Origin of the sequence: uncultured Fluviicola sp. (assembly GCF_902168135.1) — a bacterium.
Taxonomy (GTDB): Bacteria; Bacteroidota; Bacteroidia; order Flavobacteriales_D; family Crocinitomicaceae; genus Fluviicola.
The window spans coordinates 88,857-100,734 of sequence record NZ_CABHOL010000009.1 but is presented as its reverse complement, the minus strand read 5'-3'; the positions used below and the strand labels follow the sequence as shown (position 1 = coordinate 100,734).

The window sequence follows — 11,878 nt, the reverse complement described above, 5'->3', positions numbered from 1 at the left end:
TGCGGTACTTTATTAAACAGGTATGTCAGGAAAGTTAAATACAATCGAAGAAGCGATTGAAGATATAAAAGCCGGAAAAGTTATTATTGTTGTTGATGATGAAGACCGCGAAAATGAAGGAGACTTTATAGCAGCTGCTGAAATGGTTACTCCCGAAATGATCAACTTCATGGCAACACACGGAAGAGGATTGATCTGTACTCCCCTAACCGAATCCAGATGTAACGAATTGGAATTAAACCTCATGGTTACGAATAACACGGTACTGCACGAAACACAATTTACGGTATCCGTAGACTTAATTGGTCATGGTTGTACAACCGGGATCTCTGTTTTTGACAGGGCAAAAACCATCAAAGCATTGGTTTCGGACGACACCCGACCGGAAGATTTAGGCCGTCCGGGGCACATTTTCCCTTTGCGCGCAAAAAAAGGCGGTGTACTGCAACGTACAGGTCACACGGAAGCAGCAGTCGATTTGGCTCGCTTGGCCGGATTTAAGCCTGCTGGGATTTTAGTGGAAATCCTGAACGAAGACGGCTCCATGTCGCGCTTGCCACAGTTATTTGAGATTGCCAAGAAATTTGATCTGAAACTGATCTCTATTGCCGATCTGATTGCTTACCGTATGAAGCACGAATCCCTGATCTCCCGTGAAGTTGAAGTAGAAATGCCTACGGAGTCCGGTGATTTTAAATTGGTTGCTTTCTCTGTAAAATCAAACGGACAGGAACATTTGGCATTGATCAAAGGAACCTGGGAACCCAATGAACCTGTGCTTGTACGCATGCACTCCTCTTGTCTGACAGGTGATATTTTCGGCTCTTGCCGCTGTGACTGCGGTCCGCAATTACACCATTCAATGAAAATGATCGAAGCTGAAGGAAAAGGCGTGATTGTTTATTTGAACCAGGAAGGACGCGGAATTGGTCTTTTGAACAAATTGAAAGCTTATAAATTGCAGGAAGAAGGTTACGATACGGTTGAAGCGAACCTGAAGTTAGGATTCAAATCCGACGAGCGTGAATACGGAATCGGGGCTCAGATCCTGCACGATTTGGGAGTTTCCAAAATCCGCCTGATGTCGAACAACCCGAAAAAACGTACCGGTTTAGTAGGTTACGGGTTGGAAATCGTGGAAAACGTTGCCATTGAAGTGGGCCGCAATGCTCACAATGAGAGCTACCTGATGACAAAAGCAACTAAAATGGGACATTCTCTAAAACTGGATAAAAAAGCGTAGCTTTTTTTCGTATCAAACGGTAGTGCAGATTTGGAAGACTAAATTATTCAGACTTTAGTGCGGAAATAATTTGGGAACAGCGTAGCTTTTTTTCGTATCAAGCGGCAGCGCAGATTTGGAAGACTAAATTATTCAAACCTTAGTGCGGAAATAATTTGGGAACAGCGTAGCTTTTTTTCATATCGAGCGAGCGCAGATTTAGAAACAGATTTAGAATATATTTAATACAAAAAGTATGCTCACGGCAAAGGGAATCCGAAAAAAGTACGGTCAATTAGATGTATTGAAAGGTATTGACCTGGAAATCCAATCCGGGGAAATCGTTTCCATCGTAGGCTCTTCAGGGGCCGGAAAAACGACGCTGCTTCAAATTTTGGGAACTCTTGACAAACCCGACTCCGGGAGTTTAACACTGAACGGAGTCAATCCGTTTTCTTTGAATTCAAAAGGTTTGGCTGAATTCCGCAATCAAAAGATCGGTTTCATCTTCCAGTTCCACCAGTTGCTGCCTGAATTTACGGCTTTGGAAAACGTAGTGATGCCGGCTCTGATCGGCGGAAAGGGAATGTCGGAATCCAAAGAACGTGCAAAACAGTTACTGGATAAATTGGGTCTTGGCCAGCGCGAGAATCACCAGCCTTCTGCCCTGTCAGGCGGAGAACAACAGCGTGTAGCAGTTGCAAGAGCATTGATGAACGAGCCGGATATCATTTTTGCCGATGAGCCTTCCGGGAACCTGGATTCTAAGAATGCGGCAGAATTACACCAGCTGTTTTTTGATCTTCGCAAAGAATTCGGTCAAACATTCGTGATCGTTACACACAATAACCTGCTGGCAGAAATGGCCGACAGAAGCATTGTTATGTCTGACGGATCCTTGCAATAAGTCGCACTTTTGGCTATGAACCAACAGCAGTTGATTGAATACCTCGATAAAAAAGTCGTTGAATACAACAAACCCGATTTTGTTCAGTCGGACCCGATCCAGATTCCCAGGCAATTCACCCGGAAAGAAGATATTGAGATCAGCGCATTCCTGATTTCCACTTTAGCATGGGGAAACAGAACAGCAATTATTAAAAGCGGACAACGTTTGCTGGAGATCATGGATTTCAAGCCCTATGAATACGTATTGAACTACGAAGAGCAGAAACATCAATTCGTTCACCGCACTTTCAACAGCGACGACCTGAATGCATTTTTTGTATCTCTGCAGCGTATCTACCGCCAGGGCGGATTGGAACAGGCTTTCAAACTTCACCCGGAAATTCCAGGGGTAAAGGGAAGAATCATTTCATTCAGGGAAGCCTTTACACAGGAACCTTTCCCGGACAGAACGCACAAGCACCTGGCAAATCCGCAAAAAGGATCTTCTGCCAAGCGGATCAACATGTTTTTGCGCTGGATGGTGCGAAAAGACGAATTCGGAGTGGATTTCGGAATCTGGAACAACATCCCGATGTCGGAACTGCACCTGCCTTTGGATGTTCACACCGGAAATGTGGCCCGCAAACTGGGAATTCTCACCCGCACACAAAACGATTGGAAAAGCGTAGCTGAAATCCAGGAGCAATTGGTCCAATTCGATCCTGAAGACCCTTGCAAATACGATTTTGCTCTTTTTGGACTGGGTGTTTTTGAGGGAATCAAATAATAATTACGAATGCCTAATTCCTAATTATTGGATCTGAGCCAAGGCAAATGCTTAACAAGTTCTAAACGTTCAAATCATCAAACCTGAAACATATTTCCATTCGGCATTCGTAATTAGTCAGGATTGTTCAAAAATCAGGAAAAACTCTTGGAATTAGTAATTTGTAATTAGTAATTCATAATTAACTTAGCATTATGAAATGGGTCTATCCTGAATTTTTATTTGCCCTACTGGTTTTGGTGATCCCAATACTGATTCACCTGTTCCATTTCCGCAAATACAAAACCGTCTATTTTTCCAGCATTGCATTCGTTAAATCGGTTGAACAGCAACAGAAAAATCCGCGCAAGATCAAGCATTTACTGATCTTGATTTCCCGTGTTCTGGCTTTCACCTGTTTGGTTATCGCTTTCGCCCAGCCCTATTTCCCAAATTCGGATTCTACTAAAAAGGACGTTCAATTAATCGGAGTTTATATCGACAATTCCTTTTCCATGTCGCGCATTGGCGGACAAGGCGAACTATTGGCACAAGCCAAAGAATTGGCAGGTTCAATTGTTGATAAAGCACCCCGAAACACCCAATATGTTCTTTTCACCAACGAGTTGAGCGGAAACGAAAAACAAACCTTAACGAAAGTAAAATTCGTGGACCAGGTTGGGAAAGTCAACTACTCTCCTATTTATCGCTCCCGGGAAGAAATCCTTTCCTATTGGAATCAATGGGTAGAAGACGCACAAAAAGAAGGAAATATCCAATCAAAACCTTCGCTGATTTATGTTTCTGATTTTCAAAAAGATAATTCAACCATTCTAAATAAAAAATTTAAGTCAATCACGAGTGTTTCACCACTCATCCTGGCTCCTCAAAACACCGGCAATCTTTACGTAGACACCATTTGGTTTGAAACTCCGATCCAAAAACTCGGATCTGCACAAACGCTTTCCATTCGTGTGGTGAACACCGGGAAAGAGGCCGTTGAGTCGGCAGTAGTAAGTGTACGGATCGGGAAACTGAAGCGCGACCTGTTTGCGGAATTACCTGCCAACGGAGCAGACACTTTGCATTTAAATTATTTCAACCAGGATGCCGGAATTGCTAAAGGAAAAATTGCGATCAACGATAAGCAGATGACACAAGACGACTCTTTCTTCTTCAACTACGAGGTCAAGAAAAGCAGTTCTGTTCTGATAGTTAACGGTGAAGATGCCGTTGAGAACGTTGGTGTTGTATACAGACTGGATGATTTTTACCGGATCAAAGAAGTTTCCACCAACCAGGCATCCCAGGAAAACCTGGAAGCCGTTGATTTAATCGTATTGAACGGTTTAAACCAGATACCAAGCAGCTTAAGCAACGAATTAGCCGCTTATTACGACGAACAGGGAGCCATTTTACTCATTCCGGGAACAAACGTTTCTCCTTCCGGATGGAATGCTTTGCTGAATAAATTAAACCTGCCGGCAATCAGCGGAACACAAACCGTGGGGCTCGGAATTCAAAAACTGAACATCAAAGACCCTTTCTTCCGGGGAGTTTTTGAGGGAAAACCGGAAAACATCTCTTTGCCTGCAGTTGCCAAAGCTTACCGTTTATTGAACAATTCCAAAACACTTTCCAGCAGTTTGATCAACTACCAAAACGGAACACCTTTCTTCGTAAAGAGCATCGGAAAGAACAATGCATACCTGTTTTCCACTTCCCTAAAGCCGGAATTCAGCACATTTACCAGTAACCAATTGTTTTCAACCCTTTTACTGCATGCCGGAAACCTGAGCCAACGCCAAAATCCGTATTACCTGATTATCGGTTCGGACGCAAGTTATCCGCTCACAATGAATACTTCAAGTGAAAATCCGGTTCATCTGAAACAGGGAACTATCGATTTTATCCCGGTAACTTTTACCAAGAACAAACGTCCGTACCTTTCCATTCAGGGACTGGAAGCTATCCGAATACTGGAAGCAGGAAACTACAGTATTTCCCAGGATGGAAAAGTAAAAGGAACGCTTTCAACCAACTACAACCGACTGGGATCACAAACACAGGAATCTTCCCCGGAAGAAATCAAAAAATCGTTCGAACAGGCCGGAATACGTGTTAATTCCATGCAGGACGGATCCAACTGGAACAGTGCTTCACTCTTAGAAATCGGAGAGAGTTATGATAGTTGGCTTTGGTTTGTTTTCTTTGCAGGAATATTCGTCCTGTGCGAAATGGCTTTACTAATTTTCTACAAGAAATAGACATATGAAATTATTGATCCGGCAAGCAACGGTTATAGACAAAAGCTCCAAATGGAATGGCAAAAAGGTTGATATTTACCTGGAAGACGGTAAAATTCATGAGATTTCGGCTAAAATCGAGCGTTCTTGTGAATTGGAGATCCGGGAAGAAAACCTGCACATTTCAAAAGGCTGGGTCGATCTGAAAGCACATTTTGCAGACCCGGGAGAAGAACATAAATCAACTATTCAAAGCGGATTAGACGCTGCTGCATTCGGCGGATTTACACACGTTGCCGTTTTACCTTCCACTCAGCCCGTTCTGGACAACAAGACGAGCGTGGAATATGTATTGAGAAGAAGTGAGAATGCCGTGACTTCCCTGCACCCGATGGGCTGTATCACCAAAAAGAACCAGGGAGAAGCTTTGGCAGAAATGTACGACATGTTCCAATCCGGAGTGCGCTTATTCTCAGATGACCTGGTTCCTGTAAACGGCGGAATCATGTACCGTGCCCTGCTCTATTCGAAGAATTTTGACGGAATCGTAGTTGGATTTGCACATGACAAATCCATTTCAGGAGGCGGAATGGTCAACGAAGGTGAAGCTTCCACAAAAACAGGCTTGAAAGCAGACCCGGCAATCAGTGAGATCATTCAATTGGAACGAAATTTAAGATTACTCGAATACACCGGCGGAAACCTGCATGCAACAGGTATTTCAACAGCAGAATCCGTTGACCTGATCCGGAAAGCGAAAGCAAAAGGATTGAATATCACGGCAGACGTTCATGCTCAGCATTTGATTTATAACGAAACTGCAGTACTGGATTTCGACGTGAACTTCAAGTTAATGCCGCCACTTCGACCGGAGACAGACCGCAAAGCACTTTGGGCCGGATTAAAAGACGGTACAATCGACTGCATTGTTTCCGATCACCGTCCGAATGACACGGAAGAAACCGATTTGGAATTTGACCATGCGAACTTCGGGAACAGCACTATCCAAACGCTATTCGGCGAATTGGGAGCCTGTCCGGACTTTGACCTGGAATTGGTTGTGAATGGACTGACTGAAAAATCCAGAGCGCTATTGTCGCTGAATACTGCGCCGATTGAAGACCAGTCAATAGCTGATTTATCGTTGTTTATCCCCGGAAAACCTTGGACATTCACCCGGGAGGATTTAGTGATCCCCTGCACCAACACACCTGCATTGAATAAAGAATTGAGCGGATTTGTATATGGAATTATCAATAATGGTAAATTCGCACTGAAAGAAACAAGAGAAAATGTCTGATAAGCGTTCGTTTATACGTAATTTCTGGAAAGAACGTAAAATGGTTGGAGCAATGGCTCCAAGCTCCAAGTATTTAGCAAAAAAAATGTTGCAGAAAATTGATTTCTCAACTGCTAAAGTGATTGTGGAACTAGGTCCCGGAACCGGTGTGTTCACCCGGAAAATTTTACAAAAACTGAGCCCTGACGGCATTTTACTGGTATTTGAACTGAATGACAGTTTCATGAACCAATTGAAGAAAGAGTTCAAAGACCCGCGTGTGATCCTGATCCACGACTCTGCTGAAAAAATTGGTGAATACCTCGAAAAAAATGGTTATTCGCAGGCAGATGCAGTTGTTTCATCACTTCCGCTTGCCAATTTTCCGAGTGAATTGAAGAACAATATTTTAAAAGAAAGTCATCGCGTGATGCATGCCAACTCCCTGTATGTCCAGTTCCAATATTCCCTGAACGCCAGGAAAAACATCAAGCAGTTCTTTAAGCATATGGAAATTGCATTTACTCCTGCCAACTTCCCTCCTGCTTTTATTTATTACTGTCGAAAATAAACTTGGATTCCTATTAAAATCTGCTTGCTTCCCCAGGTGTTACCGGAAGGAAAGAAAATTCTAATTTTATAGATTAAAAAGAAGCACTGCTTTGACAAATTATCCGCCACAACGGATCAAACATAAATTAAACATAAAACAAAACATGAGCGCTGAAAGAATAAAATGCCTGATCATCGGTTCAGGTCCTGCCGGATATACTGCTGCAATCTACGCTGCAAGAGCAGAAATGAAACCTGTCATGTACCAGGGAATGCAACCGGGCGGACAGTTAACAACAACCAACGAAGTGGAGAACTTCCCGGGATATCCTGACGGAATTTCAGGTCCTGAAATGATGGTTCAATTGGAGGCTCAGGCTAAGCGTTTTGAAACAGATGTGCGTTTTGGTTTTATCACAAAAGTAGATTTTTCAGGACCGATTCATAAGTGCTGGACTGAAGACGGACATGAAATTCATGCTGACACAGTAATCATTTCTACCGGAGCAGCTGCAAAATATTTGGGATTACCTTCCGAGCAGCATTACCTTTCAATCGGTGGTGGAGTTTCTGCATGTGCAGTTTGTGACGGATTCTTCTACCGCGGACAAGAGACTGTGATTGTCGGTGCCGGAGATTCTGCATGTGAAGAGGCACATTACCTTTCAAAGTTATGTAAAAAAGTTACCATGCTGGTTCGTACGGATAAATTCCGCGCTTCCAAAATCATGGCAGACCGTGTTCGCAATACACCGAACATTGAGATCCTTCACAATACGGAAACCGTTGAAGTATTGGGTGACGGAAACGGAGTTACGGCAGTAAAAGTAAAAAACAACGTTTCAGGAGAAGAAAAAGAAATTCCGGCTACAGGTTTCTTCGTAGCAATCGGACATAAACCAAACACCGATGTTTTCAAGGATTGGATCAACCTGGATGAAACGGGATATATCAAATACGAAAAACCGGGAACTTCCTTAACGAATGTTCCGGGAGTATTCGTTGCAGGTGATGCTGCTGACAAAACATACCGTCAGGCAATTACCGCTGCTGGAACTGGCTGTATGGCAGCTTTGGATGCGGAGCGCTATTTGGCAAGTTTAGAGCATTAAATTTCGGTGCGCTCTCAAACAAAGGTAACTTCGACTTCGCTCAGTCACCTTTGAGACTCGGCTGAGTTGCCTTTCAAAATTACATACGTAAAAAAGCCCCCGACTCTCCTTCGGGGGCTTTTTCGTCAGCCGTTGCCGACTCTTTACTCTACTTAGGTTATAAACTAACTTGCTTTGTTACAGCGTCTTAATTCGATTTGTTTATCCTGGCAATTTTCGCGCTAATCCGTCAGTTGACGGATCATTGCTGCGTCTTCGTCCGCCGCGGCGGGCTCTTATTTTTTCACGTCCTTGATAACAGCACTTCCGCTACTGTTTACATCTACACGGATTGAAGTGGAACCCGAAGCTACTTTGTAGTAAGTTTCACTTGCCCCTGAGGCATCAGCTTTCAGAGTTTCTGATATAGAAATTTCCGCATGCCCCGCTCCGCTGTTAACAACTTTTGCATGTTTAACCGGCAGATCTGTCAAATTAACCTGAGCAGCTCCCGAAATATCCAAATCCGCATTTTCGCAAGTTCCTTCAATTGTTACATTACTCGCTCCAGAAAATTCTCCTTTTAGTTTCGTTGTTTTCAGGTTCAAATTGGCATTACTCGCTCCGTCCATTTCCAGGGACAAAGTTCCCAGTCCGAACTGGTGCATGGTCATTAAAGCTGTAGCTCCGCTCATGTGCAGTTCTTTCAAATCTTCCACAGAGACTTTGATGACCATTTTTTCCCTGCGGTCTTTTTTATTCGGTGTATTTTTCAGGTAAAGGGTTCCATCCTGAATTTCGATCTGCACCAGGTCCTTCGCACTTTCCGGTTCAACGAGTATGCTGCAGGCTTTTCCCTGGGATAATTCTACATACAAGGCACCGGAAACATGAACCTTTGTAAATGATTCCGTTGTTTGCGGTTTTCTGTAAGCCGGGATTTCATAACGGGTATCGTATCTCGGGTATTTTACAGGAACAGGAGCTCCCATATCCTCGGGCAAATTGGATGTTTCGGAGTTCGTCTCTCCGATGGGTTCGTCCAGCCTGGGAGACTCTATTTCAACAGAAGTCTCTATTTTTTCTTCTTTCAAATCCCTGGCCGGAGCTGCGGTATAAGAAACGATTTCTTTCTTTACCGGTTTCTCTTTTACTTCCGGCTTGCTGAAAATCAGTACTGCACCCAGTGAAGCACCACCCGTTACAGTTAATAATGTTGTCCACATAATCAAAGGTTTTTTAATGAGTATTAATTTCAATGTTGCTAAGAGTCCAACTGTTGCACCGGCAGCTACCGCGGCATCAATCCACTGATCCACCTCCGAAATAGAAGTCTGAGCCGATTCATTCCGAATCTCATCAAACAAACCTGAAAGTTTATCTTCTGTCATAACTCAAATTATTTAATGCTACTTCTTTTTTTTCGGTCATCAATTCAACCAATTTTTTTCTGCTTCTGACCAATCGTTGTTTTACGGCATCTTCCGAAGACTGCTGCAGTGCTGCAATTTCCCTGATAGAAAATCCGGAAATCTCAAACAGGATAATGCTTTCTTTTTGCAGGTCCGGTAATTGAGAAATCGCTTCATACAGGGAATTGATCTCCAATAATCTTTCCGTCCGGTCACTCTCTACCGAATAATTGTAGACTTGTGAATGATCGGAGAAACGTTCTGTACTGATCTTTCGGTTTTCATTCGCTAATAAGCGGATGGCAATTCCAAACAGAAAATGCAAAAATGCTTCTTCATGCTTCAAAGTATCGAAACGTTCGTACGCGACCACCAACGCATCATGCATCAAATCCTTGAAATTGAAATTCCCGTACGCTCTTGCCTTACAAAACTTTTCAAACCTCACATGTATAGGTTCATAAAGCTCCATAAAACGCTTTTTCTTCGTGGCCGTCATCTTGCTAAATTGGTCTCTTGATAAAGTTAGTGTAAGGTGCAGCGGAAAAGTGACACGGAAGTGGAAATTAATTTAAAGAAAGTGTAAAACGATGTAAAAAACACGTGTTAAATAATTGATTTACAATATATTATATTTAATAGGGAAATTAACTAAAAGGCTTACAAATCCGTAATTACCACCCGGTCATCCAATAATTGATTATCGCTTATGTCACTACTCATAAGGTTTAACTTCTCCAGCCACACTTTTTTCCATCTGAGCAAAAGTAAGATTTCTACCACAGTTTCATTCACCAATATTTGTTACTTTGGGATTTTTAAGCCTTATAGATTAGAACACCTCTTTATGATGCTATTTCTTCCGCTCTCCTTCGAACCCGTAGCCGATTTACCGGATTGGCTGGTGATCTTGTTATTCGGAATTCCATTTGTAGGCGGAATTACTTTGTATGTTTACAAAACAAGACATGCACGCTCCTGGAGAAAGGGGATTTTCCCGCAAAGCCTGAAACCCACGGAAGACAATTACCTCGAAGCATATTTGGCATTGGGAGCGAAACTCATGCTGTACAATTACCAGGAATCCAAAGAGAAAATCCAGTTCATCAACCACTATTTCAACCGGTATTTTCCGAAAGCAACTTACAACTTTGGCGATTCACTCCTGTTCTCACTAAAATACCCTATTCGCACAGAAACCATTACGGATTGGATGAAAATGCATCTGAAAGACGAAGGTTCCCGCTCACAGATCATCTATTTCCTGACAGGTTTGGCATTGATCAATGGAAAAATGAATTCCTCCGAACTCAATTTCCTGAAAAAGATCAATACCGATTTAGATTTAACTCCGGATAATCTCACCAAAATCATTGCTATTTATGCCGCATACAGCGAGCACCGCAAGGAGAAAGAAACGCAAAAAACAGCTCCTTCTAAAAAATACGCACACGAAATTTTGGGAGTTCCGAAAAATGCAAGCCAGGAAGAAATCAAGAAAGCCTACCGGAAACTGGTAAAACTCCATCATCCCGACAGATTCGCTACCGGAACGGAATCACAGCAAAAAATGGCAGCTGAGAAGTTTGTGGAGATACAGAATGCTTACGAAAGCCTGATCGGCTAATTATCAATGAATCAAGCTCATTCTTAATAATTACCCCTTGATAATTGATAATTTAAAGCTTCTTTCCTACGAAATATGTAATCCCAATAGCAATTTCAGGTTCGAATCCGTAAAACCCGTCCTTCCTGTAAACGGGATCGAAATACCGCTTATCCAGAGAGAAATAAACAGGAAAACGCAGGCCGTAATAAAAGGTCAGTTTTTGCCGCTGACGCAGCGTATGGTAAATTTCCGGGCTAACAGCCGTTACTAAATGGTTCCGGGTATACTTAACGGGGACAATCGTATCATTTATCTGTCCGGAATAGTGATATGTTCCTTTATTTTCTGCCACACCGATACGTCCGTTTAAATTCACCCGGATTCCGTGAACAGTACCAAATTCATGAAAAAAACCTGTATTTAAAGTAAGCATGAAGGCTTTGGACTTTGTCCGGTAACCCTGAACCACATATTTTTCACCATTCCGGTCAAATGAAACCGGTACGCTGCGGATTGCAGTACTTAGAGATGAAGATTGCTCTTCCGAAAAAGCTTCTCCCAATCTTCTGTTGATCCACACGAAACCACCGCCCAGAATGAATTTGGTTTTTACTACCTTCTGGAAATGCGCCCCCAGGGACAAATCATCCAAATGACTGAATAGTTCCAAACCGACACGCTGTTGGGAAAACCCTAAAAATGAAAAGAATACCGAAACAATAAAAGGCAGTTTACTCATGACTTTAAAACGTATGAGCTCAACGCTTATTGTGATTCAAAAGGATGAAACAAAATTCAAAACCTTTTGCATTT

11 protein-coding genes are annotated in these 11,878 nt (G+C 42.7%); 8 read left to right on the top strand and 3 right to left on the bottom strand.

All coding sequences use genetic code 11. The annotated features are described in order from the left end of the window. The first annotated feature begins 22 nt into the window (after nucleotides 1–22). The 7 genes from QZT69_RS01985 to trxB all read left to right on the top strand — a co-directional run bounded on the left by QZT69_RS01985 (nucleotide 23) and on the right by trxB (nucleotide 8,065). Nucleotides 23–1,243, top strand: coding sequence for a bifunctional 3,4-dihydroxy-2-butanone-4-phosphate synthase/GTP cyclohydrolase II (locus QZT69_RS01985; protein WP_294670020.1), 1,221 nt, complete (start codon nucleotides 23–25; stop codon nucleotides 1,241–1,243). A gap of 235 nt (nucleotides 1,244–1,478) precedes the next feature. Continuing rightward, nucleotides 1,479–2,129 carry an ABC transporter ATP-binding protein gene (locus QZT69_RS01980; protein WP_294670019.1) on the top strand — a complete coding sequence of 217 codons (651 nt, stop codon included), beginning with the start codon at nucleotides 1,479–1,481 and terminating at the stop codon, nucleotides 2,127–2,129. Between the two features lie 15 nt (nucleotides 2,130–2,144). After that, complete coding sequence (locus tag QZT69_RS01975; RefSeq protein ID WP_294670017.1) at nucleotides 2,145–2,897, top strand: TIGR02757 family protein; 753 nt, start codon at nucleotides 2,145–2,147, stop codon at nucleotides 2,895–2,897. Nucleotides 2,898–3,091: 194 nt separating this feature from the next. Next, a complete protein-coding gene (locus tag QZT69_RS01970) occupies nucleotides 3,092–5,143 on the top strand; it encodes a BatA domain-containing protein (RefSeq protein WP_294670015.1) in 2,052 nt (683 codons plus the stop codon). A gap of 4 nt (nucleotides 5,144–5,147) precedes the next feature. Further along, nucleotides 5,148–6,422 carry a dihydroorotase family protein gene (locus tag QZT69_RS01965; protein ID WP_294670014.1) on the top strand — a complete coding sequence of 425 codons (1,275 nt, stop codon included), beginning with the start codon at nucleotides 5,148–5,150 and terminating at the stop codon, nucleotides 6,420–6,422. Then, nucleotides 6,415–6,972 (top strand): rRNA adenine N-6-methyltransferase family protein, encoded by a 558-nt coding sequence (locus tag QZT69_RS01960; RefSeq protein ID WP_294670011.1) that lies wholly within the window; start codon nucleotides 6,415–6,417, stop codon nucleotides 6,970–6,972. The genes QZT69_RS01965 and QZT69_RS01960 overlap by 8 nt, the downstream gene beginning before the upstream one ends. A 145-nt stretch (nucleotides 6,973–7,117) precedes the next feature. Then, entirely contained in the window at nucleotides 7,118–8,065 is a 948-nt protein-coding gene (gene trxB, locus QZT69_RS01955; protein ID WP_294670009.1) for a thioredoxin-disulfide reductase, read from the top strand. Between the two features lie 275 nt (nucleotides 8,066–8,340). On the opposite strand, the gene QZT69_RS01950 is transcribed toward trxB, so the two are convergent. Both QZT69_RS01950 and QZT69_RS01945 read right to left on the bottom strand, forming a co-directional pair. Next, nucleotides 8,341–9,435: a head GIN domain-containing protein gene (locus QZT69_RS01950; protein WP_294670008.1), complete on the bottom strand. Its 1,095-nt coding sequence runs from the start codon at nucleotides 9,433–9,435 to the stop codon at nucleotides 8,341–8,343. Continuing rightward, nucleotides 9,422–9,955 carry an RNA polymerase sigma factor gene (locus QZT69_RS01945; RefSeq protein ID WP_294670006.1) on the bottom strand — a complete coding sequence of 178 codons (534 nt, stop codon included), beginning with the start codon at nucleotides 9,953–9,955 and terminating at the stop codon, nucleotides 9,422–9,424. The genes QZT69_RS01950 and QZT69_RS01945 overlap by 14 nt, the downstream gene beginning before the upstream one ends. A gap of 348 nt (nucleotides 9,956–10,303) precedes the next feature. On the opposite strand from QZT69_RS01945, the gene QZT69_RS01940 reads away from it, so the two are divergent. Further along, a complete protein-coding gene (locus QZT69_RS01940; RefSeq protein ID WP_294670004.1) occupies nucleotides 10,304–11,083 on the top strand; it encodes a DnaJ domain-containing protein in 780 nt (259 codons plus the stop codon). A gap of 52 nt (nucleotides 11,084–11,135) precedes the next feature. Here QZT69_RS01940 and QZT69_RS01935 read toward each other — a convergent pair whose 3' ends face one another. After that, on the bottom strand, nucleotides 11,136–11,804 hold the full coding sequence (locus tag QZT69_RS01935; RefSeq protein WP_294670003.1) for a hypothetical protein: 669 nt from the start codon (nucleotides 11,802–11,804) through the stop codon (nucleotides 11,136–11,138). Nucleotides 11,805–11,878: the final 74 nt, after the last annotated feature.